This is a genomic window from Massilia sp. Masssp93 (genome assembly GCF_059491295.1).
In genome coordinates, this window is record NZ_CP168502.1 from 3,855,873 (window position 1) to 3,881,279 (window position 25,407).

A 25,407-nucleotide genomic window follows, 5' to 3' on the forward strand; every position below is an offset into this window, starting at 1 on the left:
TGCCAAGCGCTTGTTCGAACATGCCAGCCTCGCCGCCGCGCGTCACCGCGGCCTATCTGCAGCCGCTGCTGGAGGCGGCCGCCGCACGGGGCATCGCGCCGGCCGCGCTGGCGCAGGCGGCCGGGCTCGCGCCGGTGCTGCTCGACCCGCTGCCGGACGCGCTGGCGGCATGCGACTACATCGCCCTGCTGGACGCCGGCAGCCGCCTCGCGGGCGATCCGCATTTCGGCCTGCACGTGGGCGAGCGCGTGCGGCCCGGCACGTACAGCGTGTACGGCCTCGTGCTGCTGGCCTGCCGCGACATCGGCCAGGCGCTGGAACAGACGCAACGCTACGAACAGCTGGCGCACGACCTCGGACGCTCGCGCCTCGAACCCGAAGGCAGCCTGGCGCGCTACACGTGGGCCAGCCATTATCCGGCGGCGAGCCGCCACCTGGCGGAAAGCGTCTTCGCCGGCATCCGCACGTTCGGCTGCTGGCTCGCGGGCCGGCCGCTGGCGCCGCGCGCCCTCGCCTTCGCGCATGCGCGCCCGCCCGACGCCGATCCGGCCGAATACGCGCGCGTGCTCGGCATGGTCCCGGACTTCGATGCGCCCGCGCACACCGTCGACTTCGATGCCGCCCTCCTCGCCCTGCCGCTGCCCGCCGCGGACACCGCCATGTATCCGCTGCTGCAGCAGCACGCCGAGCGCCTGCTGCGCGAACGGGCGCAGGCGCCAGGGGGCATCGTCGCGCAGGTCCACGCGGCCATCGCGGGCAGGCTCGCGACCGGACCCGTGCGGCTGGCCGGCATCGCCGCCGCGCTGGACCTGTCGCCGCGCACCCTGCAGCGCAAGCTGGCCGACGCCGGCGCGACCTTCCAGCAAGTGCTCGACGCGGCCCGCTACGCGCTGGCGATGGACTATCTGCGCCAGGACGGGCTGTCGCTCGTCGACATCGCCTTCCTGCTCGGCTTCCAGGAACAGAGCGCGTTCACGCACGCGTTCCGCGAGTGGTCCGGCATGAATCCGGGCGCCTGGCGCGAGCGGGCGCTGGCTGCGCCATGACGGCCATCATTTCTGAATGTTCGCGATAACATTTCATGTTAGACTTTGAAAGAACGTCAACATGACGTTGCAACGCGCTTGCCAATCAGGGGACAACCGGCAGGTTCAATAACACGAACAGGAAAAACAACAATGTGGAAGTCGTTATTCATCGCGGGGGCGTCCGTGTGGGCGCTGACGGGCCATGCGGCCACACTGACCATGCAGCGCGTGGGCACAGGCATGCAGGTGCGCACGGACACGGGCGTGCTGACCATCGAACCGGTGGCGCCGCGCGTCGTCCACGTGCGCTTCGGTCCGGCCGGCTTTGCGGGCAATTACAACCCGGCCGTCATCGCGCAGCCGGAGAAGATCGCATTCAAGATCGGCGAGGCGGCTGACGCCTGGACGCTGTCGACGGCGGACCTGCGGGTGCGCGTGGCGCGCCCCGGCGGCGAGATCACGTTCCAGACGGCCGACGGTCACGACATCCTGCGCGAGGGCGGCCGCGACGTGGCGCACGGCGTCACGCAGCGCTTCCAGACGGAGACCATCCTGTACGGCCTGGGCCAGCACCAGAACGGCCTGCTCGACTACAACGGCACCATCACGCGGCTGCAGCAGGCCAACCGCGACGTGGCCGTGCCGATGCTCGTGTCGCCCAAGGGGTTCGGCATCCTGTGGAACAACGCGGCCGTCACCGACGTGGAAGCCGGCCTGGCCTCGGGACCGGCGATCCTGATCCGTTCGGAAGCGGGCGGCGTCGATTACCACTTCATGTACGGTCCGGAACTCGACGACGTGATCAAGGGCTACCGCCGGCTGACCGGCACGGCGCCGATGATGGCGCGCTGGACGTGGGGCCTGTGGCAATCGAAGGAACGCTACGCGACGCAGGACGAGCTGCTCGGCGTCGCGGCGAAGTACCGGGCGATGCACGTCCCGCTCGATGCCGTCATCCAGGACTGGCAGTACTGGACGCCGGGCCAGTGGGGCAGCCACCAGTTCGACAAGGCCCGCTACCCCGATCCGGCGGCGATGGTGAAAAAACTGCATGACGAGAACATCCACGCCATCATTTCCGTGTGGGCCCGCCTCGACCCGGACACGGAAAACACGCGCGCGCTGGACGCCATCGGCGGCCTGTATCCGGCCACGTATCCGAACGTCTACCCGGCCGGCAAGGGACGCTGGTACGACGCGTACAACCCGCGCGCCCGCGACCTGTACTGGCGCCAGGTCATGCGCAACCTGGGCACGCTCGGCTTCGACGGCTGGTGGCTGGACGCGTCGGAAGCGGAGCTGGGCGGGTGGTGGGGCCAGATGCGCGACGTCAAGACGGCCGCCGGCCAGGGCAGCGTCGTCTACAACGCCTACCCGCTGCTGCACACGACGGCCGTGCATGACGGGATGGTGCGCGACCAGCCCGAGAAGCGCGCGTTCATCCTGACCCGCTCGGCCTACGCCGGCCAGCAGCGCAACGCGGCCATCACGTGGTCGGGCGACACGATGGGCAACTGGGACACGTTCCGCCGCCAGGTGCCGGCCGCGCTGAACTTCACCCTCACCGGCATCCCGTACTGGTCGGCCGACATCGGCGGCTTCTTCGGCGGCAAGCCGAAAGACCCGGCGTATGCGGAACTGTTCACGCGCTGGTTCCAGTTCGGCGTCTTCAACCCGATGTTCCGCGTGCACGGCACCGGCGACGGCAAGGAGATCTGGCAGTTCGACGCCGCCACGCAGAAGATCATGCGTGACTACATCGACCTGCGCTACCGCCTGCTCCCGTACATCTATTCGGCCTCGTGGGACGTCACGCACAACGACGGCACGATGATGCGCGCCCTCGCCTTCGACTTCCGCGACGATGACCAGGCGCTCCACATCCCGGACGAGTACATGTTCGGCAAGGCCCTGCTCGTGGCGCCCGTCGTGCAGGCGCATGCGCAGGCGCGCGAGGTCTACCTGCCCGGCAAGGACGCGTGGTTCGACTTCTGGACCGGTACTCGCCTCGACGCGGGCCAGGTGGTGACGGCGAAGGCCGACATCGCGACGATCCCCGTCTACGTCCGTGCCGGCAGCATCCTGCCGCTGGGTCCAGTAAAACAGTTCGCGGACGAGAAGTCGGACGCGCCGATGGACCTCGTCGTCTATCCGGGCAAGGACGGCGCCTACGCGCTGTACGACGACGGCGGCGACGGCTACGCCTACCAGAAAGGCGCGCATGCGCTGGTGCGGATGACGTGGCACGACGGCGCGAAACGCCTCGACATCGCGCCGCGCGAGGGCCGCTACGACGGCATGCCGGCACGCCAGGCGTTCGCCGTGCGCTGCGGTCCGCAGGCCGGCGACGTCGTCAAGGTCGACTACGACGGCCGTGCCGCCTCCGTCGCGCTGCCGCACTGCGGCGGCTGAACGGGGTCAAGACCTGCGCGCGCGTGCGCGCAGGTCGTCCAGCGCCGGCACGATGGCGAGGCTGCACAACAGCAGCGCCAGCGGCACCGTCGCCGCATAGCCGAGGACCTTGAACCCGAGCGCGCCGGCCACGCCGCCGCCGAAAAAACTGCCCAGCAGGCCGCACAGCACCGCGAGGCGCGCGTGGTTGGACGCCACGCGCGGACGCGCGGTCTCGTCGGCATTCCAGTACAACATCCTGCCCAGTTCGATGCCGATGTCGGTGACGATGCCCGTCATGTGCGTCGTGCGGATCTCGGCGTGCGACAGCTTCGTCACCAGGGCGTTCTGCAGGCCCATCGTATAGCACAGCAGCATCACGGTGGCCGGCACGAACAGGCCCCGGACGCTGGACAGGCGCGCGCCCAGCACCCCGAACGCCAGCAGCAGCACGGCTTCGAACATCAGCGGCAGCGCGTATTCGCTGGCCAGGCTGCGGCGCCGTCCGTAGTTGACGAGCAGCGCCGTGCTGGCCGCGCCCAGCAGGAACGAGAGGATGGCGCCGAGCGCGTCCAGCACGAGATCGCCGGCGCCCAGCGCGAGATTGTCGGCGGCCGAGGACACGATGCCCGTCATGTGCGACGTGTACTGGTGCACGGCCAGGAAGCCGCCGGCATTCGTCGCCCCGGCCACGCCGGCCAGCGCGAAGCCGAGGTGGCGGTTGGCGCGCGCGCTGCGGGCCTGGGCGGTCAGGGTACGGACGTAGTCGACGGAGCGCTGCATGATCGGTGGGCCTGTAAGGATTCCTGTCGTCAATACTACGCCGACCCGGGGCGTCCGGAAAGGTCGCCGCGGCACCGGATCTGGCTATAATTGTCCTTCTCACACCGCATATCGCCAAGAAAACACATCGCCGTGAATCCACATCTCGACCGCCTGCACCCTTATCCGTTCGAAAAGCTGCGCCAGTTGTTCGCCGGCGTCACGCCGAATCCCGACTACAAACCCATCAGCCTGGGTATCGGCGAACCCAAGCACCCGACGCCCGCCTTCATCCAGAAGGCCCTGACGCACGCGATGGCCGGCCTGGCCACGTATCCGACCACGCACGGCAGCGAGCCGCTGCGCGCCGCGATCGCCGGCTGGCTGGAGCGCCGCTATGCGATCCCGCCGCTCGACCCGGCCACGATGGTGCTGCCCGTGAACGGCTCGCGCGAGGCGCTGTTCGCGATCGCGCACAGCGTGGTCGATGCGTCGAAGCCGGGCGCCCTCGTCGTCAGCCCGAATCCGTTCTACCAGATCTACGAAGGCGCGGCCTATCTCGCGGGCGCCGAGCCGTATTTCGTGAATTCCCAGCCGGCCCGCAACTTCGCCTGCGATTACTCCAGCGTGCCAGCCGCCGTGTGGCAGCGCGTGCAGCTGCTGTACCTGTGCTCCCCCGGCAATCCGACCGGCGCCGTGCTGTCGCTGGACGACTGGCGCGAACTGTTCGCGCTGTCCGACCGCCACGGCTTCGTCATCGCGGCCGACGAGTGCTATTCCGAGATCTATTTCGGCGCCACGCCCCCGCTGGGCGCGCTGGAAGCGGCGCACCAGCTGGGCCGGAGCGGCGGCGCGCGTCCGTACGCCAACCTGATCGTGTTCTCGAGCCTCTCCAAGCGTTCGAACGTGCCGGGCATGCGCTCGGGCTTCGTCGCCGGCGATCCGGAACTGATGAAGAAATTCCTGCTGTACCGCACCTACTGCGGCGGCGCGATGTCGCCGCCGGTGCAGGCCGCGTCCTGCGCGGCGTGGAACGACGAACACCACGTGCAGGAGAACCGCAACCTGTACAAGGAAAAGTTCCACCTCATCACCCCGCTGCTCAAGCAGGCGATGGACGTGGAACTGCCCGACGCCGGCTTCTACCTGTGGGCCGACGTGCGCCGCACGGGCCTGTCGGACACGGAGTTCGCACGGGGCCTGTACGCCGAATATAATGTAACGGTTTTGCCCGGCAGTTACCTGGCGCGCGACGCGCACGGCAGCAATCCGGGCCGCAACCGCATCCGCATGGCGCTCGTCGCCGAAGTGGACGAAGGACTGGAAGCGGCGAACCGCATCGTCCAGTTCTGCAAAGACCTCAAGGCTTCGTCCTGAATCAGACACCAACCCAACGATAGACCATCATGACCCAACAACTCCAGACCATCATCGACACCGCGTGGGAACAGCGCGCGGACATCAGCCCGGCGGGCGCCAGCGCGGAAGTGCGCGACGCCGTCGCCCACGTCCTGGCCGGCCTTGACGACGGCAGCCTGCGCGTCGCCCAGAAAGACAGCGGCAGCTGGGTCGTGAACCAGTGGATCAAGAAGGCCGTCCTGCTGTCGTTCCGCCTGGAAAACAACGTACCCGTCGAAGGCGGCGGCATGCAGTTCTACGACAAGGTCCCGACCAAGTTCGCCAACTACACCGCCGACGATTTCGCCAAGGGCGGCTTCCGCGTCGTGCCGCCGGCCGTCGCCCGCCGCGGCTCGTTCATCGGCAAGAACGTCGTCTTGATGCCGTCGTACGTGAACATCGGCGCCTACGTCGACGAAGGCGCGATGGTCGACACGTGGGCCACCGTCGGCTCCTGCGCCCAGATCGGCAAGAACGTCCACCTGTCGGGCGGCGTCGGCATCGGCGGCGTGCTGGAACCGATGCAGGCCAACCCGACCATCATCGAAGACAACTGCTTCATCGGCGCCCGCTCGGAAGTCGTGGAAGGCGTGATCGTCGAAGAAAACTCGGTGATCTCGATGGGCGTGTACATCGGCCAGTCGACCAAGATCTACAACCGCGAGACCGGCGAAGTGACGTATGGCCGCATCCCGGCCGGTTCCGTCGTCGTGTCGGGCAACCTGCCCTCGGCCGACGGCAAGTACAGCCTGTACTGCGCCGTGATCGTCAAGCAGGTCGATGCCAAGACGCGCGCGAAGACCGGCATCAACGAGCTGCTGCGCGGGATCTGATCCGGCATTTGGTGGGCACGCGCCCACGCTGCGGCCTGAAAACCGTCGTTCCCGCGCAGGCGGGAACCCAAGTACGTTTGCATACCGCGCACTCAATTGGGTCCCCGCCTCCGCGGGGACGACGTGCCATGGCTGACCATCTCCACAGCATTTTCCGCACCGCGCTGCCCAACCTCCCCCCCTCAGGTTAGAATCCCTTAAACGCGAAAAATTACCGCGAAGCAAGGGAGAGCACCATGATGATGGAACGCCTGTTCCAGTTGATGAAGGAAAAGAACGCGTCCGACATGTTCTTCGCGGTCAATTCACCCGTCCACATCAAGATCAACGGGAACCTCATCCCGATCAACCAGAACAAGCTCGAGCCCGAGAACATCCGCGTCCTGCTGTCGGAAATCGCGAGCCCCGAGCAGATGGAAGAGCTGGAACGCGACAACGAGCTCAATATGGGCATCTCGGTCGCGAACCTGGGCCGCTTCCGCCTGTCCGCCTTCCGCCAGCGCGGCAGCATTTCCGCCGTGTTCCGTTTCGTCCCCGCGACGATCCCGCCGCTGGCCGAGCTGGGCCTGCCCCCGGTGCTGTCCGAGCTGATCATGGAAAAGCGGGGCCTGCTGCTCATCGTCGGTGCGACCGGATCGGGCAAGTCGACGACGATCGCCTCGATGCTCGACCACCGCAACGAGCAGCGCCACGGCCACATCCTCACGCTGGAAGACCCCATCGAATACCTGTTCAAGAACAAGAAATCGATCATCAACCAGCGCGAGATCGGCAGCGACGCGAAGAGCTTCGACGTCGCGCTGCGCAATTCGATGCGCCAGGCGCCCGACTGCATCCTGATCGGCGAGATCCGCGACAAGGACACGATGGCCGCCGCCCTCGCCTACGCGCAGTCCGGCCACCTGGTGCTCGCGACCCTGCACGCGAACAACAGCTACAACGCGCTGAACCGCATCATCAGCTTCTACCCGATCGAAAACCGCCCCGCCCTGCTGCAGGACCTGTCGTCCGCCGTCAAGGCCATCGTGTCGCAGCGCCTCGTGCGCGCGAAGGCGGGCGGGCGGCGCCAGGCCGCGGTCGAGATCATGGTCAACACGCGCTACGTCGCCGACCTGATCGAAAAGGGCGACATCGGCCAGATCAAGGAAGCGATGGACAAGAGCCTGTCGCCGGGTTCGCAGTCGTTCGAAACCGCGCTGCTGGAACTCGTGCAGGCCGACCTCATCACGCAGGAAGAAGCGCTGGCCAATGCCGACTCGGCCACCAACCTGCTCTGGCTGATCAACAACGGACCGGACAGCAAGGCGCGGGAGCAAGAAGCGCCCAAACCGGCCGAGCCGGACGGGGCGTCGTTCACGGAATTTACGCTGGATAACTGAGCGGCCGCGCCCGCGCGCTGCTCCTGCCCCGCCATTGCTAAACTATCTGCCGGATAGCCGGCCTGTGCTATCCTTCGCGCCTTCCCGAACGGCAAGACCCATCCCGCCATGAAAAATATCCTCTACGGTATTCCCAACTGCGACACCGTCAAGAAAGCCCGCACCTGGCTCGCCGACAACGGCCAGGAGTTCGAATTCCATGACTTCAAGAAGCAAGGCCTGGAGCGCGCCACCGTCGCGCACTGGCTCGAGCAGATCGATTGGGAAACGCTCGTGAACCGCAAGGGCACGACGTGGCGCAAGCTGTCCGACGAGCGCCGCGCGCAGGTCGTCGACAAGGCCAGCGCCCTCGACCTGATGCTGGAGAATCCGTCCGTCATCAAGCGTCCCGTGCTGGAAGGCGCCGGTAAATTGTCCGTCGGTTTTTCCGCCGAGCAGTACGAAGACCTGTTCGGCGACTGGCCCGCATGAAGCCCTCGCGCACCCACAAGCTGACGGAAGCGCTGATCGCGCTCGATTCCGTCACGCCGCAGGACAAGGGCTGCCAGCAGAAACTGAAGGATCTGCTGGCGCCCCTCGGTTTTCGGTGCGAAACGATCGAATCGAACGGCGTGACCAATCTGTGGGCGCGCCGCGGCGACGCGGCGCCGGTGTTCGTGTTCGCCGGCCACACGGACGTCGTGCCGACCGGCCCCGCCGGCCAGTGGGCGTCGCAACCGTTCACGCCGACCATCCGCGACGGCAGGCTGTACGGCCGCGGCGCGTCGGACATGAAGACGTCGATCGCCGCCATGGTCGTCGCCGTCGAGGAATTCGTGGCAATGCACCCGGAACACATCGGCTCGATCGCCTTTTTGATCACGTCGGACGAGGAAGGCCCCGCCACGGACGGCACCGTCATCGTGTGCGAGCTGCTGGAAGACCGGGGCGAGACGATCGACTATTGCCTCGTGGGCGAGCCCACGTCCAGCCACGTGCTGGGCGACATGATCAAGAACGGCCGCCGTGGTTCGCTGTCGGGCTGCCTCGTCGTCAAGGGCGTGCAGGGCCATATCGCTTACCCGCACCTGGCGCGCAACCCGATCCACCTGGCCGCGCCGGCCCTGGCCGAGCTCGCGGCCGAGCAATGGGATGAAGGCAACGAGTACTTTCCGCCGACGAGCTGGCAGATGTCGAACATCGCGGCCGGCACGGGCGCGACGAACGTGATCCCGGGCGAACTGAAGGTCGATTTCAATTTCCGCTTTTCCACCGCGAGCACGGCCGAGAGCCTGCAGGCGCGCGTGCACGCGATCCTCGACCGCCACGGCCTCGACTACGACCTCAAGTGGACGCTGTCCGGCCACCCGTTCCTCACGCCCAAGGGCACGCTGTCGGACGCGATCTGCGGCTCGATCAAGCAGGAACTGGGCGTGACGACCGAATTGTCGACGACGGGCGGCACCTCCGACGGGCGCTTCATCGCGCGCATCTGCCCCCAGGTGATAGAATTCGGGCCACCCAACGACAGCATCCACAAGATCGACGAGCACATCGAAGTGCGATACATCGATCCGCTCAAGAACATCTACCGGCGCACGCTGGAACGATTGCTGACCATCCCGCCGTCCGCGGCATAACGAGACCTGGCCATGACCACGACCAATTTCTGCACGCCGCGCGACCTGCTGCGCTACGCCGTCACCCGCTTCAACGGTGCCAAGCTGTTCTTCGGCCACGGCAGCGCCGAAGCCTTCGACGAGGCCGCCTACCTGATCCTGCACACCCTGAAACTGCCGCTGGACAAGCTCGAGCCCTTCCTCGACGCCCGCCTGCTGCCGGAAGAAGTGCTGCAGGTAATGGCCGTCATCGAGCGCCGCGTCACCGAACGCGTGCCGGCCGCCTACATCACGAACGAAGCGTGGCTGGGCAGCTACAACTTCTACGTCGACGAACGCGTGCTCGTGCCGCGCTCGTTCATCGCCGAGCTGATTCCGAACATGTTCAGCCCGTGGGTGGCCGATCCGGACGGCGTCGAGAACGTGCTGGAACTGTGCACCGGCTCCGGCTGCCTGGCGATCATGCTGGCGGACGCGTTCCCGAACGCCGTCGTCGACGCCGTCGACATCTCGCAGGACGCGCTGGCCGTGGCCGAGCGCAACATCCGCGACTACAAGCTCGAAGGCCGCGTGAACCCGATCGAGTCCGACCTGTACCAGCACGTGCCGTTCAAGAAGTACGACCTGATCGTCACGAATCCGCCATACGTGAACAGCGATTCGATGGGCAAGCTGCCGCCGGAATACCTGCGCGAACCTAGAATCGCCCTGGCCGGCGGCGAGGACGGCATGGACCTCGTGCGCAAGATCGTCGACGGCGCCGCCGAGCGCCTGAGCCCGGAAGGCGTGCTGATCGTCGAGATCGGCAACGAGCGCGAGTATGCGGAAGCGGCGTTCGGCCATCTGGGGCTGACGTGGCTGACCACCAGCCAGGGTGACGATGCGGTATTTCTGCTGACGGCCGAGCAGCTGGCCAAATAAAAAAACACCGTCGTTCCCGCGCAGGCGGGAACCCAAGTCTGCGCAAGCCGCCACGAACTTGGGCCCCTGCCTTCGCAGGGGCGACGTTGGATACGATAACTTAGTTCCCACATGATCCGATTCTCCAACGTCAGCCTGATGCGCGGCACGAAGCCGCTGCTGGAAGACGCCGACCTCACCCTCAATCCCGGCGACAAGATCGGCCTGATCGGCGCGAACGGCGCCGGCAAATCCAGCCTGTTCGCGATGCTGCGCAACGAGCTCCACCCGGACCAGGGCGAGATCGACTTTCCCGCGCGCTGGCGCATGGCCTATGTGGCGCAGGAGACCCCGGCGCTGGACCGCCCCGCGATCGAGTACGCCATCGACGGCGACGCCCACCTGCGCACCTTGCAGGGCGAGCTGGAACGCCTCGAACACCTGCCGCACACGACGGAGAACGGCCTCGCCATCGGCCACGTGCACGCGGCGCTGGCCGATGCCGACGCCTACACGGTGCAGTCGCGCGGCGAGCAGTTGCTGCTCGGCCTGGGCTTCTCGCTGGAGCAGATGCGCCAGCCCGTCGCCAGCTTCTCGGGCGGCTGGCGCATGCGCCTGAACCTCGCGCAGGCGCTGATGTGTCCTTCCGACCTGCTGCTGCTGGACGAGCCGACCAACCACCTGGACCTGGACGCCATCATCTGGCTCGAGGACTGGCTCAAGCGCTATCCCGGCACCCTGATCATCATCTCGCACGACCGCGACTTCCTCGACGAAATCGTGAACGTCGTCGTGCACATCCACGAGCGTAGCTTGACACGCTACTCGGGCAACTACTCCGCGTTCGAGCGCCAGCGCGCCGCGCACCTGGTCCTCGCCGCGGCCGCGTACGAAAAACAGCAGCGCACGCGCGCCCACCTGCAATCGTTCGTCGACCGCTTCAAGGCCAAGGCCACCAAGGCGCGCCAGGCCCAGAGCCGCATGAAGGCGCTGGCGAAGATGGAAGAACTGGCCCCGCTGCGCGCCGCGGCCGAGTTCTCGTTCGAATTCCGCGATCCGCTGTCGGCACCGAACCCGCTGCTCGTGATGGAAGACGTCGACGCCGGCTATCCGCTGCTCGACGCGCATGGCGACAAGGTCGGCGGCAAGACCATCGTCCACAAGGTGACCTTCTCGCTGCAGACGGGCCAGCGCATCGGCCTGCTGGGCGTGAACGGCGCCGGCAAATCCACCTTGATCAAGACGATCGCGGGCGACCTCGCGCCGCTGGCCGGCACGGCGACCCTGGGCAAGGGCCTCGTCATCGGCTACTTCGCCCAGCACCAGGTCGAGATGCTGCGCCACGACGAATCGCCGCTGTGGCACCTGCAAAAGATCGCGCCGACGACGCGCGAGCAGGAGCTGCGCAACTTCCTCGGCGGCTTCAACTTCCCGGGCGATATGGTGACGAGTTCCATCGCCCCGTTCTCCGGCGGCGAGAAGGCCCGCCTGGCGCTCGCGCTGATCGTGTGGCAGCGCCCCAACCTGCTGCTGCTGGACGAACCGACGAACCACCTGGACCTGGAAACGCGCGAGGCGCTCACGCTGGCGCTGGCGCAGTTCGAGGGCACGCTCGTCGTCGTCTCGCACGACCGCCACCTGCTGCGCGCGACGACCGACCAGTTCATCATCGTGGCCGACGGCCGCCTGCAGCCGTTCGACGGCGACCTGGACGACTACAAGGACTGGCTGTTCCAGACCAAGCTGAAAGGCGACGCCGGCGCGAGCGCCCTGCTGCCCGCGTCCGCCGCCGCGGCGCCCGTCGCAGCCGTCGACCGCAAGGAACAGAAGCGCCTCGAAGCGGAAGAACGCCAGCGCGTGGCGGCGCTGAAGAAGCCGATCGAAAACCGCATCAAGCGGCTCGAAGAGCAGATGGCCAAGCTGAACGCGAAGAGGGCCGACGTCGACGCCCGGCTGCTGGAGCCGGGCATCTACGAGGCCGACAAGAAGGAAGAGCTCAAGAACCTCGTGGCCGACCAGGCGTTTCTCACGCGCGACCTGGGCAACCTGGAGAACGAGTGGCTGGAGCTGCAGGAGCAGCTGGAAAGCCTCGTCGCCTGATCAGGCCACCTGCCGCGCTCCATCCTTCTTCGGCCTGCGCACCGACATCAGCCGGTCGATGTCGACGAGGATCAGGCGGCGCGTCCCCGCCTGCCCCAGGCCGATCAGGTAATCGACCTGGGCCCGGTCCGCGCCCGGCACGGGCGACACCTGCTCGGGCGCCAGCGACACGACACCCGTGACGCCGTCCACCACCATCCCCATCACGCAGCTCGACAGCCTGAGGATGATCACGTCCGTCATCGGGTCGGGCGCGCCGGGTGCCCGGCCGCAGGCGGCGCGCATGTCCACGAGCGGCATGATCACGCCGCGCGAGACGGCCACGCCCTTGACCATCTCGCCGTCCGCGGCGAACCGCTCGAGGGCCTTGAGGACGCGCAGTTCCTGCACCTTGGCGACATCGAGCCCGTATTCGAGGCCGCCGAGGGTAAAGCTCAGGAACTGGGTGGTCGTAGTCATGTGCATGGCGGATCCTTTCTCAAGATCGCCATGCTACGGCGATGACGCCTGGAAATTGTTGAGTACAGTCAACAAATTATGAGACATTTCCTACCTTGCGTTCGGCACCTGCGCCCGTACAATGTTCGGAATTGACCTAGAGGGGATGACGATGTTCCGGTGGCTGCAACGCCTTTTTTCCGGCCCGGCCGCCGCGCAACCGCAGCCGGCCGCCATGCCTGTCGCCGATCTGGCGCCCGTGCCCGATGCAGCGGCGCCTGCTCGCGCCCCCGCGGCTCCAGCGGCTCCGGCGGCTCCTGCTGCTCCCGCTGCTCCGGCCGAGCCGGCGCGGCGGCTGGCGGCCACGGCGGCCGTGTCGTTCGAACAGCTGGAACGGATCAACGGCGCGTGGAACGGCTGGCTGTTCGATCACGCCGGCGGCGGCCTGGAACTCACCGGCACCGAAACCCGCGTGCTGGACGCGCTGGCCGCGATCGTCGCGTCGCAGCAGTCCGGCGCGGCGCTGGTGCGGCGCATGCCGGGGCTCGTCCCGCAACTGCTGCAAAGCCTGCGCAGCGAAACCTTCTCGGGCAGCGCGCTGTCGCGCACGATCGCGTCCGATCCCGTGCTAGTGGCCGCCGTCGTCCGCCTCGCCAACAGCTGCTACCAGGGGACCGGGAACGCCATCACGAGCGTCGAGCACGCGGTGATCCTGATCGGCCAGGAAGGCCTGCGCCAGTTGATCACGACGGTCGCGTTCCGTCCCATCATCGACATGCATTCGGGGTTTTATACGCGCCGGCTGGCGCCGCACCTGTGGGCGCATTCGGAGCGCTGCGCGCTGGCCGCGCGCCGGACGGCCGGCGACGGCATCGCGCCGTTCGACGCCTTCCTGGCGGGGCTGCTGCAGAACGTGGGCCTGATCGTCAGCCTGCGCATCATGGACCAGATGGCGCAGGAAGGCGAACGGCTCGGCTCCGACGTGTTCCTGGCCCAGCTGGCGCGCGACACGCGCCGCCTGTGCGCGAGCATCGCGCGCGAATGGAATTTTCCGGACTCGGTGGCCCAGGCGCTGCTGGAACAGGGCGCGTTGCGGCGCGGTGCGGCGGTATCGCCGCTGGGGCGCCTGCTCAAGCTGACGGATTATCTGGGCAAGGTGCGCATGCTCGTCGAGCAGGGGCTGCTCGACGAGGCGGATGAGGCCTTGTTCGCGGGACTGCCGCCCGAAGCCGCGCCGTGTTATGCGGCGCTGGCGGCGACCGGGGATGGTTGACGTCTGGCGGGCTCGGGGAGCCCACCCTACGGCTGCGGAAGCCGCGTAGGATGGGCACCCCGTGCCCATGATGCGTGACCGCGCCGCATGCATCCGGCGGGCTCGGGGAGCCCACCCTACGGCTGCGGAAGCCACGTAGGATGGGCACCCCGTGCCCATGATGCGTGACCGCGCCGCATGCATCCGGCGGGCTCGGGGAACCCGCCCTACGGCTGCGGAAGCCGCGTAGGATGGGCACCCCGTGCCCATGATGCGTGACCGCGCCGCATGCATCCGGCGGGCTCGGGGAGCCCGCCAGACGGTTCAACGCTTCGTCAGCTTCGCGTCTTCGATCGCCAGCTGCTTGTTCTGCTCATCCAGCCAGGTCTTGAGCGGCGCGAAGTATTCCAGCATCGCCGTCGCATCCATCTTCTCCGACCCCGTGATGGCCTTCAGCGCTTCCGGCCACGGCTTGCTGGTGCCCATCGCCAGCATCTGCTGGAACTTGGCGCCGGCCTTCTTGTTGCCGTAGATCGAGCAGCGGTACAGCGGTCCCGTGTCGCCCGCCTCCTTGCACAGCGCGCGGTGGAACTGGAACTGCAGCACGTGGGCCAGGAAGTAGCGTGCGTACGGGGTGTCGCTGGCGACGTGGAACTTGGCGCCGGCATCGAAGCCGCCGTCGACGATCGGGGCCGGACGCGCCACGCCCTGGTACTGCTCCGTCAGCGCCCACCAGGCCTTGTCGTAGTCGGCCGGCTTGACCTGGCCGCCGTACACCTGCCAGCGCCATTTGTCGACCTTGTACGCGAACGGCAGGAACGCGACCTTCTGCAACGCCGTGTACAGCAGCGGACCGATTTCCTGTTTCGGGTCCGGGTCGGTGTTCATCAGGCCGATCTTCTTGAGGTAGGCCGGCGTGATCGACAGCGCGACGGTGTCGCCGATGGCTTCGTGGAAGCCGTCGTTGGCGCCGTTCTTGAACATCGGCGACTGCACGCTGTACGCGAGGTCGTAGTACAGGTGGCCCAGTTCGTGGTGGATCGTGCGGAAATCCTCGGCCGTCGGCGTGATGCACATCTTGACGCGCACGTCGTCCTTGCCGTCCAGGTCCCAGGCGGACGCGTGGCACACGACTTCGCGGTCGCGCGGCTTGGTCAGCAGCGAGCGCTCCCAGAACGTGGCCGGCAGTTTCCGCATGCCCAGCGACGTGTAGAAGCCTTCGGCATAGCGCGTCATCTCGGCGGCGCTGGCCTTGCGCGCTTCCAGCAGCGCCGTCAGGTCTTCGCCCTTTTCCAGGCCGGCCGGCTTGAGGATCGGGTACAGGTTGTCCCAGCTCTGCGCCCACATATTGCCCAGCAGCTGGGCGGGAATCGGACCGTCGGCCGGAACGAGGTCCGGACCGTAGGCCTGGCGCAGCTTGTAGCGCGTGTAGGTGTGCAGCGATTCGTACAGCGGCTTCACCTGCTGCCACAGGCGTTCCATCTCGGCCGCGAAGGCATCGGGCGCCATGTCGTAGCGCGAGCGCCACAAGGCGCCGGTATCGGCATAGCCCATCGCGCGGGCGCCCTTGTTCGACAGGTCGACGTACCGCGCGTAATCCTGCTTGTAGGCCGGCGACTGGGCGTGCCAGCCGAGCCAGACTTCCTTCAGGCGCGCCGGATCGTGGCTCGTGGCCAGCACTTTTTCCAGTTCGCCCAGCGGCATGCAATCCGGCTTCGCGGCGCCGGCGGCGGCCGCGGGGCAGTACTTCGCCTTGCCGTACGCGCCCGTCATGCTCGCGGCCAGGCGCGCGTAGTCGGCACGGTCGTCGGCGTTTTCCAGCATCAGCGACTGCTGCATCAGCATCAGCTTGCGCGCGCTGGCGTCGGACACCTTCAGGCCGTTGTAGCGGCGCGCCTTGAGGGCGATGTCGCCGCTCACGGTCAGGTATTGTTCGTTGGCCCGGGCGGTCAGGGTCTCGGTGTCGAGCGTGATGAAGTTCTCGGCTACCCACTCGGCGCGGCCGGCGTCGAGGCCCAGCTGGTCGAGTTTCTGTTCGGCGTCGGCGACGAAGCGCTCTGCCTCCGCCACGGTCGGCTTGCCTTTGGTGTTCGCGGCCTTGGTTGCTGCGCTTGCCGGGTTGGCGAGCAGCGCACCGGCGCACATGGCGGCAACCAGCGCGCCGATCGGGCGGCGCTGGTGGATGGGACGCATGTTGTTCAAGGTTTCCCCTCTGGTCTTGTGGTTGGATGCTGTCGAATGCGGCCTCGCGGCCGCCCACAAGTATATGCGCTCGCGCCGGCGCCGGGGGGCTTTACGCGGCCGCGGGCACCGCGTCGCTGCTCCATGCGAAGTCGCCGGCCGCGCCCATGAACAGCAGCTCGCCCGCCTGCGGACCGCGCAGGCGCGTGCGGATGTCGCGCGGCGTCCAGCGATGCGGCGGCCCGTCCGCCGGGCTGTAGCCGAGGATGCGCACCTGCGTCTCGCCCTGCACCGACTGGATCGCCACGCCGGAGATGGTGGCGGCGTCGCTGCGCTGCGCCTCCAGGTTCGCGAGCATGCCCGTGCCGGCCTGCTGCTCGGCCTCGGCCACCTTGATCTTCGCGGAGATGTCGGCGATCGTCTTGAGCGCGGGCCCGATGTCCTGCGCCATCTTCTGGAACTGGCGCGCCTGCTCGGGCGACAGCGTGATGTCGCCCTTGCGCACGCGCGTGGCCAGCATCAGGTAGCGGCGCACGTCCGGCTTGCCCGTCATGGCGTCCATCGCGGCCCGGAGTTGCGCGGCCAGCGCTTCGAACCTGGCGACGCGCTCGCCGACGGCCGCGATGACCTCGTGGATCTGCCGGTCTTCCGCGCGCAGCACGGCCACCAGCATCTCGCTCTGCTTGCGCGGCACGGTGCACTCCACCGTCACGCGCCGGCCCGCCAGCGCGCAGCCCTCGGCCATCTTGACGACGACTTCGTCCCCGACGATCTCGCAGTTCACGGCATGCGCGACCTCGACCCGCACGCCCGCGATGACGCAGTTCTCGGCGCGCTCCAGGACGATGCTGCCGTCCTCCGCGCTCAGCACTGCCGCGGACGCGACGCCGCGCACGTGGATGTCGCCGCGCGCGTTGTGGGCGCTGCCGCTCACGAGGTTCGCACGCACGACGATCGTGCCGCCGCGCGACACGAGGCTGCCGAACACGTCGCCGTGCACGGTGATGCTGTCGGCCTCGATCACGCGTTTTTCCTGGACTTCGCCGAACTCCTCGTAATCGCCCGCCAGGCTCAGGTTGCCCGTCGTCTTGGCGCTGACGCCGTCGCGGCTGACGACTTTCTCGTCGATGGAAATCCGGCTCGTCTTCGCATCGACCATCAGGAAGCCGGCCTGGCTGGAGACGAGGAATTCGCCGTCGGGCATGCGCTCGACCTTCGTGCCCGTGCCCGCGTACGCCGCGAGGTCGGCGTCGCTCCCCGGCGTGGGGTGCAGCGGCGTGCCGGACATCTCGAAGCCCATCGTGCCTGGCGTGGCGGGCTGTTTCTTGAGCAGGCGGACGCCGGGCTGGATCTGCGGGAAGCGGTTCTGGAAGCTGTTCAGGTCGAGGCGGCCGTTGGCCAGCTCGAGCGGCGCGTCGTTGCGGTGGATGTCGTCGGAGATCTCGACGATGTGGGCATCCTCGCCCGGCACCGGATCGGCCTGGCGCGCGAACGTGATGCGGTCGGCCTTGTTCGAGGCCATCGCGGCGCGGATGGCGTCCAGGTCGAGGCCGAAGCGGATTCCCTTCCCCCACATGTCGGCGATGAATTCGTCGACGTCGAGGCGGGTCGGCAGGCCTTCGCCTTCCGGATCGGCCGGGTCGGGCAGCCGGACGGGCTCGAAATAGTATTCGGCATAACCGCGGCCGACCTTGGCGGCGCGGTACAGCGCGCGCCGGTCCGCGTCGAACGGCCGGATGTCGGCGGCGATGCGCACGACCGCGATGCCGTCCGGTCCGCGCGGCAGGTCCGGCCCGTGGCCGAACAAGGCTTTCATCAGTACGGGGTAGTCGACGCCGACGAGGTAGTTGCCCGCGCGGTAGACGTTGTCGACGGCGGCGAGCAGCGTGGTGCCGAGCACGGTAGGATCGGCATACACCCCGTCGTCGCGCTGCGCGATGCAATGCTCGGGACCGGTCGCGGCGATCCGGGTCGCCGAAGCCTGCGCCGGCGCCTGCGGTGCTGCGGGAGAGTCTGTAGTCACGATACGCGCTCCGTGCGGTTGATGCCACGGCAAGGGCTGGGCCGGGGCGAATCCGGCTAGCGTATCATGTTGTCAGCGGAAAATAAACAACAAGCAACAAAGTTGATGTCGGGAAACTCGCGACATCCCGGTCAGCGGCGCTGCGGGTACAGGTCCATGCCCGCTTCGTTGATCTGGCGGCGCAGGTCGCGCCGTTCGTCAGGCGTCATGCGCCCGCTGCGGCGCTCGTGCTGGGGCTCGCGCTGTTCACGCTGCTCCTGCCGCGGGGCACGGCGCTGATCGTCGTAGGCGGCACGCATGTCGTCGCGCTGGTCGCGGTCCTGCTGCGGGGGCAAGCGGAAGCGCGACGATTGCGGCATGTCGTCGCGGTCGTCCCGGCGGTCACCGTGTTGCTGGGCAAACGCGCTGCCGGCCCCCAGCACCAGGGCGCACGCCAGCACAGCAAAGCGGGCCAGGCGGCCTGCCTTTTTCGCTGCGTGGTGGTGTGTGAGCGCACTGTTCATGGTGTTCCTCTTTCGCTTTGCCTTGTTAGGAGTAAGCTGTAGCGTGAGCTGAGATTCAACTGCGATTCGATGAGGCCAGTGTATGAGGAATCAGCTCCAGGCATAAGGCGAAATGGGTAAAGTTTGTAACACAATGTAATGGCTCAACGATACCCCCTTGGCGTCGAGCGATAAGACGTTACCATAGCGACATTAATCTGACAAATTACAGAACGATGAATGCAACAAGCTCGAATACCGGCACGTCCGGCGCGAATGGTGGCCACGCCGCCCGGATCATGGTCGTCGACGACGACGTGCGCCTGCGCGACCTGCTGCGCCGCTACCTGACCGAACAGGGCTTCCAGGTCGTGACGGCGGAAAGCGCACCCGCGATGAACAAGCTGTGGCTGCGCGAGCGCTACGACCTGCTCGTACTGGACCTGATGCTGCCCGGCGAGGACGGCCTGTCGATCTGCCGCCGCCTGCGCGGCGCCGGCGACCAGACCCCGATCATCATGCTCACCGCGAAAGGCGAGGACGTCGACCGCATCGTCGGCCTCGAGATGGGCGCGGACGACTACCTGCCGAAGCCGTTCAACCCGCGCGAACTGGTGGCCCGCATCAACGCGGTCCTGCGCCGCAAGGGCCCGGACGAAATCCCCGGCGCGCCCAGCGAGACGCCGCAGACCTTCGAGTTCGGCGACTTCGTGCTGGACCTCGGCACCCGCACCCTCAAGAAGAACGGCGAGACCGTGCCGCTGACGACGGGCGAATTCTCGGTACTCAAGGTGTTCGCGCGCCATGCGCGCCAGCCGCTGTCGCGCGAAAAGCTGATGGAACTGGCGCGCGGCCGCGAATACGAAGTGTTCGACCGCTCGCTGGACGTGCAGATCTCGCGCCTGCGCAAGCTGATCGAGCCCGATCCTTCGAGCCCGCTGTACATCCAGACCGTATGGGGCCTGGGCTACGTATTCATTCCTGAAGGCCAGCCGCGCTAGTGTTCGCACCGACCCCGAAGGAACAGGCCGCGCCGCGTCTCCTCGGCAGGATGAAGAGCGGCCTGTTCTGGCGCACCTTCTTCCTGCTGTCCGTGCTCACGGGGCTGTCGATGGCCTCGTGGATCGGCATGCTCAACGTGTTCCAGCGCGGCCCGCAGGTCGAGCAGACCGCCGAGCTGCTCGTCTCCGTCGTCACCATCACGAAGGCCGCGCTGACGCACTCCGCGCCCGACCTGCGGCGCGAACTCCTGTTCGAACTCGTGTCGAACGAAGGCATCCGCATCTACGACGTGAAGCCGACGGACACCGTGGAGCCGCCGCCGCCGAATTCGCTGATGCCGGAAGTGGCCGCCATCGTGCGCGACAAGCTCGGGCCGGACACGCGCTTCTCGCGCCAGGTGAACGACATCCCCGGCTTCTGGGTCAGCTTCGACATCGACGGCGACAAGTACTGGCTGATGCTCGAACGCGACAAGCTGCCCGGCCTCACGCGCGTGCAGTGGCTCGGCTGGGCGACCGTCGTCGGCGCGCTGTCGCTGCTGGGCGCCGCGCTGATCTCGGGCCTCGTCAACCTGCCGCTGGCGCGCCTGACGGCGGCCGCGCGCGCGATCGCCCAGGGCAAGCGCCCCGCCCCGCTGCCGGAAAAGGGCTCGCGCGAGATCATCGAAGCGAACCGCAGCTTCAACCAGATGATCGAAGACCTGCAGCAGCTGGAAAAGGACCGCGCCGTGATCCTGGCCGGCATCTCGCACGACCTGCGCACGCCGCTCGCGCGCATGCAGCTGGAAGTGGAAATGGCGCCGCTGTCGGACGAAGCGCGCACCGGCATGCAGTCCGACATCGCCCAGATGGACGCCATCATCGGCCAGTTCCTCGACTTCGCCCGTCCCACCGAAAGCGCGACGTTCGTGCCGGTCGACCTGTCCGACCTGCTGGAAGACTGCGCCCGCGAGGCCGGCCGCCTGGCGGACGTGCGCACGACGACGGACATCGATCCGGACATCCACGTGATGGGCAACACGACGGACCTGCGCCGCGTGATCAACAACATCATCGAGAATGCGCGGCGCTACGGCAAGACCCCGGGCGCGGACGTGACCGAAATCGACATCGCCCTGCACGTGAAGATGACGGGCCACGGCCGCCGCGCCGTCGTCGAGATCAACGACCACGGCAGCGGCGTGCCGGACGACCAGATCCAGCAACTGCTGCGGCCGTTCACGCGCCTGGACAGCGCCCGCGGCCAGGCCAACGGCGCCGGCCTGGGCCTGGCGATCGTCGAGCGCGTGATCAGCCGCCACAACGCCGAGCTGAACGTGCGCAACCGCGACGGCGGCGGCCTGGTGCTGCAATTCGCCCTGCCGCTGGCCAACTAAATCTTTTCTCCACGGCACGTCAAATTGCGCCGCTAAGCGCGCCGCCGCACGGTCGCGCCCGTGACGTGGCGGTACAGTCGGCCTACAACCACTTTCGAGGAGGCCAAGATGAAAAAACTGCTCATTGCTGCCCTGATCGCCGGCTCGTTCGGCGGCGTCGCGCTGCCGGCCAGCGCCGACGTCATCGTCCGCACCGCGCCGCCGCCGCCGCGCGAAGAACGCGTGCCGGAGGCACGCCACGGTTATGTGTGGGCACCGGGTCACTGGGAGTGGCGCCACCACCATCACGTCTGGGTGAGCGGCAAATGGCTGCGCGAGCGCCGCGGCTATGTCTACCATGCGCCGACCTGGGTCGAGCGCGACGGCCACTGGGTGATGGAGCCGGGCCGCTGGCGCCGCGGCGACCGCGACGGCGACGGCATCCCGAACCGCGAGGACGCCCATCCGAACAATCCGAACCGCGGCTGATCGCCGCGGCGCGCCCGGCACAGGCTGACCGGGCACCGCATCCGAAGCGCCGTCCGTGCCGGTTTTACTGGCGCGGACGGCGCTTTGCTTATGTACGCGACAGCGCGCCGCATGGCGCCCCCGTGTCCACCGTGCCTGCCCAACGATACGCCGTAGGGTGGGCACCCCGTGCCCACGTTGCCCCGCCAACCGCACGGCACAAAAAGAAACCGCCTGCGCATCGCTGCATCAGGCGGTAAATCCAAGTTCGCACTTGGAGGAGACAGAGGAGACCAGCGCCGGAGCGCTGTAACAGGATGGCAAATTGGGACGGCGGCCGCGTCTGCAAGGGGGGCGGCGACTTTATTTTTTCCCGTCGACGTGTAGGCCTGGTCGGACGATCACCCGGCAGCATCGATGCTAGACTGGCGCCCATGGACGCTTGTTCCCTCCACGTGCGCAGCTACGGCGCCGACCTCGGCGCCGACCGCCACGATTTCGCCCAGCTCGTGCTGCCCCTCGGCGGCGCCGTGCTGCTCGACATCGACGGCCGGCAGGACCGGCTGGACCCGCTGCGCGGCGCCTGCGTCGCGCCGGGCGCCTGGCATGCGCAGACCGGCGTCGGCCCCAACGAATCGCTGATCCTCGACGTCGCCACCACGGCCATGTCGCATCCGGCCTGGGAACGCCTGCTGGAACGGCCGTTCATGCCGCTCGGCCCGGGCGCGCGCAAGCTCGTCGAGTTCATGGGCGCGATGCGCGCGCAGCCGGTCCTGCTGCGCGGCTGGATGCCGCTGCTGCTCGACACCCTCGCGCTGGACGCGCCCCGGCCCGCCTCGCGCCTCGCCGCCCTGCTGGCCCGCATCGAGGCCGAGCCCGGTCTTCCATGGTCGACGGATTCGATGGCCCGCAGCGCCGGCCTGAGCGTCAGCCGCCTGCACGCCCTGTTTCGCGCCGAGCTGGACACGAGCCCGCACGCGTGGCTGCGCGGCGTCCGCCTGTCCCGCGCCCGCGCCTGGCTGGTCGACACGACGCGCCCGATCGCCGACATCGCGCTGGCGGCCGGATTTTCCGACCAGAGCGCGTTGACGCGGGCGTTGCGGGATGTGACGGGGATGACGCCGGGGGCGTACCGGCGAAAAGGCCGGGAAACATTGCCGTCAGCTGCGGCGCGCGAATAAAGTTCGCCACAAACCAATGAAGTCCGCCACGACAACCGAGAGCGACTGCGCCCGGCGACTTATCCTGTTAGCAACAAGCTCGTACGCTGAGCTATATTGACCGTCTGCTATGCATTCAAGGCAAATCGAATCGTCTTTCTTTCATCCGTAAAAAATGAAATGATCAGAAGTGAAGTGGGCGCGATTGTCCACTGCCGGTGGACGAATAAAAAGATGTGGCAATAGGGCGCCGGCGCAGCTGTCATGCAATAGGAATGTCGGCGGTTTTTACAGTTATCTGCATCCGCAACCGTTTTTGCCGATTAGGTGGTTGATTCTTGGTGGAATTTTTTTTCGGCACGGTTCTTGCATCGTTCCCGGCTCCCCAACCACGGAGTCAACCATGCTCAAAAAATTACTCGTGCTCGCGTTCGCAGGCTGCGTCTCGATGTCGGCGTCGGCCGCCTTTATCCAGTACGATTTCAAGAACGCGACGTTCGATGACGGCATGCCGCTGACCGGCTGGTTCGTCCAGAACACGACCAACCAGGCCATCGCGTTCTACGACTTTCAAACCGGCTACCAAAACTATATCCCCGCCTTCGACTCGAACGTGACGACGGCTTTGATCACGACCAATAGCGGCCCGACCAGCTTTGACGCCTGGTCCGAGAACATCGGCGACTACCATGGGGATATCTACCTGGATTTCCGTTTCGACCCGGGCTCGGCCAGCTATACCGTGTCGGGCCGCGAGTTCAGCACGTATTTGTTTGCGCAGCCGGGCGAACTGCCGCGAACCCACGCCATCCAGTCGGGCAGCGTCGAACTGGGCCAGATCGATCCGGGCCTGCTGGCGCTGCTCGAATCGGGCAACTCGGGCTTTCAGGAAGTCGTGCCAGCCCCCGTGCCAGGGAGCGTGCCGGAACCGGCCAGCCTGGCGCTGGTGGCGGCCGGCCTGGGCCTGATGGGCCGCCTGCGCAAGCGTACGAAGCCCCGCGCCGTCTGAAATGAAACGCCCGCAATGCGGGCGATGTTCGTCCACTGGCGGGCTTGACCAATATGGAGGTGTCCCAGTGCGTACGCTGGACTCAGTCCACTTCTGAGCGCATCGGGATACTCAGCCTGTCAGCTTCTCGCCTCAGGCGCTGAACGAGTAGAAAAGTTCCATTCTGCGATACATGCGGAAATAAAGGGTTTTATGAGCGATTCACCCGACAGAAAAGACAGCAAATTCATCGGCGTTGGCATGTGTTTTGGCGTAGCGATTGGATGCGGAATTGGCATCGCAATCGGCAACCTTGCTCTTGGCATTGGTCCGGGGGTGGCAATTGGCGTGGTTATGGGCGCCCTGATGTCGAAGTTCCGGCGCTAACTTTACATTTGACCGTCAAAAGAACTCTGTTGTTCAGCAAGGACCCGACGGGCCGTTTTGGGTTGGTTGTGGACGTTCGGCAGCGTCCGCTTTTGGTCAAAACGCCCTGTTGTGACCGGCCCAACGCATTTCACTTATGGTTCACACATGCATAAGATCTTGCTCATGCTTTTCACCGCCCTCGCTCTTTTATCGGCGCCCGCAAGATCGACCGAAATTCGCGATGTCTCCATGATTCAGCTCATCGCCAACCCTGACCGGTATGACGGTTCGCCCATACGGCTGATTGCCTTCTTGAACCTGGAGTTTGAAGGAAATGCGCTGTACCTCCACCGCGAAGACTATGAAAAGTCGCTCTCCTCGAACGCGATGTGGATATCGCTCACAGACCAGCAGGAAAAATCGTCAAGGAAGCTCAGCGGGGGATACGTTTTGGTGGAAGGGACCTTTCGGGCAAACGAACGAGGTCATTCAGCCCACCGCACGGGCCGTTCAACGCCCAGTTGCCCGGCGCCCGGCGCCCGGTCATTCTGATCCGATAATGCTGACGCCCAGGCCGCAGCGGCGTCCGACAGTGCCGACGCTTGTCAGGCCAGCGCTGCCTTGGCGGCCTCCTCCGGCGTCAGGTCGTCGTAATACTGATCGGTAAACCATTCGACCTGCTCTTCGATATGGTCCTGCGCCTGTTGGACGGTGGCGCCGCCGGCGACGAGAAACTTTTCCACCTCAATACACCAGTGGATGAATGCCAGCGTTTCTTCGTCGAGTTCTTCTTTCTTGGCCATGTCGTTTCCTCTGCTATCACGTAATTGGACGAATCGCGCGATCCATCCTGCGCCGATTTTACCGCAGCGGCCCGCGGGCCCGCATGCCGGGTTTTTCTAGTCGGATTCGCGCAACCAGGACGACTTCTTCGCCCCACCGCCCGACGGCGCCTGTTCCGGCGCCTCATACGTGGCCGGCTTGAACTTGCGATCGACGTCTTGCGGCGGCGGTGCCGGCGTGGGAGGCCGGCTCGTCACGAATGACCCGAGGCTCACCGAACAGCGGTAGAGCACCGCGCAGATTGCCACGATGATGGCGGTTAATGTAATGGCAAGCCCGTCCGGACGACCCGCAATCACGAGGATGCAGGCCACGACCACGATGTCGAGGCAGACGAGATAGTTGAAGCGTGCCTTTGTATCGGAACCGGCTGGTTTGACTTGCATATTCATTGTAAAAGCTGATGGCAATGTGGGGGGCGATGCGGAATCTTAACATTTCCACGTGGAAATATTCTA

The 25,407-nt window shown here is 66.6% G+C and carries 24 protein-coding genes; 17 read left to right on the forward strand and 7 right to left on the reverse strand.

The genetic code is table 11. The features are described 5' to 3' along the window. The first annotated feature begins 20 nt into the window (after positions 1-20). Both ACEN9Q_RS15620 and ACEN9Q_RS15625 read left to right on the forward strand, forming a co-directional pair. Positions 21-1,046: an AraC family transcriptional regulator gene (locus ACEN9Q_RS15620; RefSeq protein WP_495625215.1), complete on the forward strand. Its 1,026-nt coding sequence runs from the start codon at positions 21-23 to the stop codon at positions 1,044-1,046. A 132-nt stretch (positions 1,047-1,178) separates the two neighbouring features. Beyond that, on the forward strand, positions 1,179-3,440 hold the full coding sequence (locus ACEN9Q_RS15625) for a glycoside hydrolase family 31 protein (protein ID WP_495625216.1): 2,262 nt from the start codon (positions 1,179-1,181) through the stop codon (positions 3,438-3,440). A 6-nt stretch (positions 3,441-3,446) separates the two neighbouring features. Here the strand turns inward: ACEN9Q_RS15625 and ACEN9Q_RS15630 are convergent, their stop codons facing one another. Next, on the reverse strand, positions 3,447-4,202 hold the full coding sequence (locus tag ACEN9Q_RS15630) for a YoaK family protein (RefSeq protein WP_495625217.1): 756 nt from the start codon (positions 4,200-4,202) through the stop codon (positions 3,447-3,449). Positions 4,203-4,334: 132 nt separating this feature from the next. On the opposite strand from ACEN9Q_RS15630, the gene dapC reads away from it, so the two are divergent. From dapC to ACEN9Q_RS15665, 7 genes are all read left to right on the forward strand, one after another. Next, positions 4,335-5,558, forward strand: coding sequence for a succinyldiaminopimelate transaminase (gene dapC / locus ACEN9Q_RS15635; RefSeq protein ID WP_495625218.1), 1,224 nt, complete (start codon positions 4,335-4,337; stop codon positions 5,556-5,558). A gap of 29 nt (positions 5,559-5,587) precedes the next feature. Continuing rightward, positions 5,588-6,412 (forward strand): 2,3,4,5-tetrahydropyridine-2,6-dicarboxylate N-succinyltransferase, encoded by an 825-nt coding sequence (gene dapD, locus ACEN9Q_RS15640; RefSeq protein WP_495625219.1) that lies wholly within the window; start codon positions 5,588-5,590, stop codon positions 6,410-6,412. Between the two features lie 236 nt (positions 6,413-6,648). Beyond that, a complete protein-coding gene (locus tag ACEN9Q_RS15645) occupies positions 6,649-7,791 on the forward strand; it encodes a PilT/PilU family type 4a pilus ATPase (protein WP_056436360.1) in 1,143 nt (380 codons plus the stop codon). 108 nt (positions 7,792-7,899) lie between these two features. Then, entirely contained in the window at positions 7,900-8,262 is a 363-nt protein-coding gene (locus ACEN9Q_RS15650; RefSeq protein WP_056436363.1) for an ArsC family reductase, read from the forward strand. Continuing rightward, positions 8,259-9,410, forward strand: coding sequence for a succinyl-diaminopimelate desuccinylase (gene dapE, locus ACEN9Q_RS15655; protein ID WP_495625220.1), 1,152 nt, complete (start codon positions 8,259-8,261; stop codon positions 9,408-9,410). Before ACEN9Q_RS15650 ends, dapE begins: the two co-directional genes overlap by 4 nt. Positions 9,411-9,422: 12 nt before the next feature. Next, the gene (prmB, locus tag ACEN9Q_RS15660) at positions 9,423-10,310 is read left to right on the forward strand and encodes a 50S ribosomal protein L3 N(5)-glutamine methyltransferase (RefSeq protein WP_056436368.1); all 888 of its coding nucleotides are present in this window, start codon (positions 9,423-9,425) and stop codon (positions 10,308-10,310) included. Positions 10,311-10,421: 111 nt separating this feature from the next. Beyond that, positions 10,422-12,389 (forward strand): ATP-binding cassette domain-containing protein, encoded by a 1,968-nt coding sequence (locus ACEN9Q_RS15665; RefSeq protein WP_495625221.1) that lies wholly within the window; start codon positions 10,422-10,424, stop codon positions 12,387-12,389. On the opposite strand, the gene ACEN9Q_RS15670 is transcribed toward ACEN9Q_RS15665, so the two are convergent. Next, entirely contained in the window at positions 12,390-12,848 is a 459-nt protein-coding gene (locus tag ACEN9Q_RS15670; protein WP_229412576.1) for a chemotaxis protein CheW, read from the reverse strand. It lies immediately after the preceding gene. A gap of 151 nt (positions 12,849-12,999) precedes the next feature. Here ACEN9Q_RS15670 and ACEN9Q_RS15675 point away from each other — a divergent pair, with 151 nt between their 5' ends. Further along, complete coding sequence (locus ACEN9Q_RS15675; protein WP_495625222.1) at positions 13,000-14,100, forward strand: HDOD domain-containing protein; 1,101 nt, start codon at positions 13,000-13,002, stop codon at positions 14,098-14,100. Between the two features lie 303 nt (positions 14,101-14,403). On the opposite strand, the gene ACEN9Q_RS15680 is transcribed toward ACEN9Q_RS15675, so the two are convergent. The 3 genes from ACEN9Q_RS15680 to ACEN9Q_RS15690 form a co-directional block, all read right to left on the reverse strand. Further along, positions 14,404-16,272, reverse strand: a complete 1,869-nt coding sequence (locus ACEN9Q_RS15680) for a M2 family metallopeptidase (protein WP_495628959.1) — start codon at positions 16,270-16,272, stop codon at positions 14,404-14,406. Between the two features lie 100 nt (positions 16,273-16,372). Beyond that, on the reverse strand, positions 16,373-18,283 hold the full coding sequence (locus tag ACEN9Q_RS15685) for a flagellar assembly protein A (protein ID WP_495625223.1): 1,911 nt from the start codon (positions 18,281-18,283) through the stop codon (positions 16,373-16,375). Positions 18,284-18,414: 131 nt separating this feature from the next. After that, complete coding sequence (locus tag ACEN9Q_RS15690; protein WP_495625224.1) at positions 18,415-18,786, reverse strand: hypothetical protein; 372 nt, start codon at positions 18,784-18,786, stop codon at positions 18,415-18,417. Between the two features lie 215 nt (positions 18,787-19,001). On the opposite strand from ACEN9Q_RS15690, the gene ompR reads away from it, so the two are divergent. From ompR to ACEN9Q_RS15725, 7 genes are all read left to right on the forward strand, one after another. Further along, entirely contained in the window at positions 19,002-19,766 is a 765-nt protein-coding gene (ompR, locus tag ACEN9Q_RS15695) for an osmolarity response regulator transcription factor OmpR (RefSeq protein ID WP_495625225.1), read from the forward strand. 50 nt (positions 19,767-19,816) lie between these two features. Beyond that, on the forward strand, positions 19,817-21,142 hold the full coding sequence (locus tag ACEN9Q_RS15700; RefSeq protein ID WP_056436390.1) for a sensor histidine kinase family protein: 1,326 nt from the start codon (positions 19,817-19,819) through the stop codon (positions 21,140-21,142). A 108-nt stretch (positions 21,143-21,250) separates the two neighbouring features. Then, positions 21,251-21,610 carry a YXWGXW repeat-containing protein gene (locus ACEN9Q_RS15705; protein ID WP_056436393.1) on the forward strand — a complete coding sequence of 120 codons (360 nt, stop codon included), beginning with the start codon at positions 21,251-21,253 and terminating at the stop codon, positions 21,608-21,610. A 413-nt stretch (positions 21,611-22,023) separates the two neighbouring features. After that, a complete protein-coding gene (locus tag ACEN9Q_RS15710; protein WP_495625226.1) occupies positions 22,024-22,770 on the forward strand; it encodes a helix-turn-helix transcriptional regulator in 747 nt (248 codons plus the stop codon). Between the two features lie 382 nt (positions 22,771-23,152). Beyond that, a complete protein-coding gene (locus ACEN9Q_RS15715; RefSeq protein WP_495625227.1) occupies positions 23,153-23,758 on the forward strand; it encodes a PEP-CTERM sorting domain-containing protein in 606 nt (201 codons plus the stop codon). Positions 23,759-23,950: 192 nt separating this feature from the next. Then, positions 23,951-24,124, forward strand: coding sequence for a glycine zipper domain-containing protein (locus ACEN9Q_RS15720; protein WP_200958255.1), 174 nt, complete (start codon positions 23,951-23,953; stop codon positions 24,122-24,124). Between the two features lie 165 nt (positions 24,125-24,289). Beyond that, positions 24,290-24,658, forward strand: a complete 369-nt coding sequence (locus ACEN9Q_RS15725; protein WP_495625228.1) for a hypothetical protein — start codon at positions 24,290-24,292, stop codon at positions 24,656-24,658. Positions 24,659-24,711: 53 nt separating this feature from the next. On the opposite strand, the gene ACEN9Q_RS15730 is transcribed toward ACEN9Q_RS15725, so the two are convergent. Next, a complete protein-coding gene (locus ACEN9Q_RS15730; protein WP_056436405.1) occupies positions 24,712-24,909 on the reverse strand; it encodes a hypothetical protein in 198 nt (65 codons plus the stop codon). Positions 24,910-25,005: 96 nt separating this feature from the next. Further along, complete coding sequence (locus ACEN9Q_RS15735) at positions 25,006-25,341, reverse strand: hypothetical protein (RefSeq protein WP_495625229.1); 336 nt, start codon at positions 25,339-25,341, stop codon at positions 25,006-25,008. Positions 25,342-25,407 lie beyond the last annotated feature (66 nt).

Bases quoted from the DNA above. Each gene is read 5' to 3' on its own strand.
- ACEN9Q_RS15620 (WP_495625215.1), top strand. From the start codon at position 21: ATGCCAGCCTCGCCGCCGCGCGTCACCGCGGCCTATCTGCAGCCGCTG.
- ACEN9Q_RS15625 (WP_495625216.1), top strand. From the start codon at position 1,179: ATGTGGAAGTCGTTATTCATCGCGGGGGCGTCCGTGTGGGCGCTGACG.
- ACEN9Q_RS15630 (WP_495625217.1), bottom strand. From the start codon at position 4,202: ATGCAGCGCTCCGTCGACTACGTCCGTACCCTGACCGCCCAGGCCCGC.
- dapD (WP_495625219.1), top strand. From the start codon at position 5,588: ATGACCCAACAACTCCAGACCATCATCGACACCGCGTGGGAACAGCGC.
- ACEN9Q_RS15645 (WP_056436360.1), top strand. From the start codon at position 6,649: ATGATGATGGAACGCCTGTTCCAGTTGATGAAGGAAAAGAACGCGTCC.
- ACEN9Q_RS15650 (WP_056436363.1), top strand. From the start codon at position 7,900: ATGAAAAATATCCTCTACGGTATTCCCAACTGCGACACCGTCAAGAAA.
- dapE (WP_495625220.1), top strand. From the start codon at position 8,259: ATGAAGCCCTCGCGCACCCACAAGCTGACGGAAGCGCTGATCGCGCTC.
- prmB (WP_056436368.1), top strand. From the start codon at position 9,423: ATGACCACGACCAATTTCTGCACGCCGCGCGACCTGCTGCGCTACGCC.
- ACEN9Q_RS15665 (WP_495625221.1), top strand. From the start codon at position 10,422: ATGATCCGATTCTCCAACGTCAGCCTGATGCGCGGCACGAAGCCGCTG.
- ACEN9Q_RS15670 (WP_229412576.1), bottom strand. From the start codon at position 12,848: ATGACTACGACCACCCAGTTCCTGAGCTTTACCCTCGGCGGCCTCGAA.
- ACEN9Q_RS15675 (WP_495625222.1), top strand. From the start codon at position 13,000: ATGTTCCGGTGGCTGCAACGCCTTTTTTCCGGCCCGGCCGCCGCGCAA.
- ACEN9Q_RS15680 (WP_495628959.1), bottom strand. From the start codon at position 16,272: ATGCGTCCCATCCACCAGCGCCGCCCGATCGGCGCGCTGGTTGCCGCC.
- ACEN9Q_RS15690 (WP_495625224.1), bottom strand. From the start codon at position 18,786: ATGAACAGTGCGCTCACACACCACCACGCAGCGAAAAAGGCAGGCCGC.
- ompR (WP_495625225.1), top strand. From the start codon at position 19,002: ATGAATGCAACAAGCTCGAATACCGGCACGTCCGGCGCGAATGGTGGC.
- ACEN9Q_RS15700 (WP_056436390.1), top strand. From the start codon at position 19,817: ATGAAGAGCGGCCTGTTCTGGCGCACCTTCTTCCTGCTGTCCGTGCTC.
- ACEN9Q_RS15705 (WP_056436393.1), top strand. From the start codon at position 21,251: ATGAAAAAACTGCTCATTGCTGCCCTGATCGCCGGCTCGTTCGGCGGC.
- ACEN9Q_RS15710 (WP_495625226.1), top strand. From the start codon at position 22,024: ATGGACGCTTGTTCCCTCCACGTGCGCAGCTACGGCGCCGACCTCGGC.
- ACEN9Q_RS15715 (WP_495625227.1), top strand. From the start codon at position 23,153: ATGCTCAAAAAATTACTCGTGCTCGCGTTCGCAGGCTGCGTCTCGATG.
- ACEN9Q_RS15720 (WP_200958255.1), top strand. From the start codon at position 23,951: ATGAGCGATTCACCCGACAGAAAAGACAGCAAATTCATCGGCGTTGGC.
- ACEN9Q_RS15725 (WP_495625228.1), top strand. From the start codon at position 24,290: ATGCTTTTCACCGCCCTCGCTCTTTTATCGGCGCCCGCAAGATCGACC.
- ACEN9Q_RS15730 (WP_056436405.1), bottom strand. From the start codon at position 24,909: ATGGCCAAGAAAGAAGAACTCGACGAAGAAACGCTGGCATTCATCCAC.
- ACEN9Q_RS15735 (WP_495625229.1), bottom strand. From the start codon at position 25,341: ATGAATATGCAAGTCAAACCAGCCGGTTCCGATACAAAGGCACGCTTC.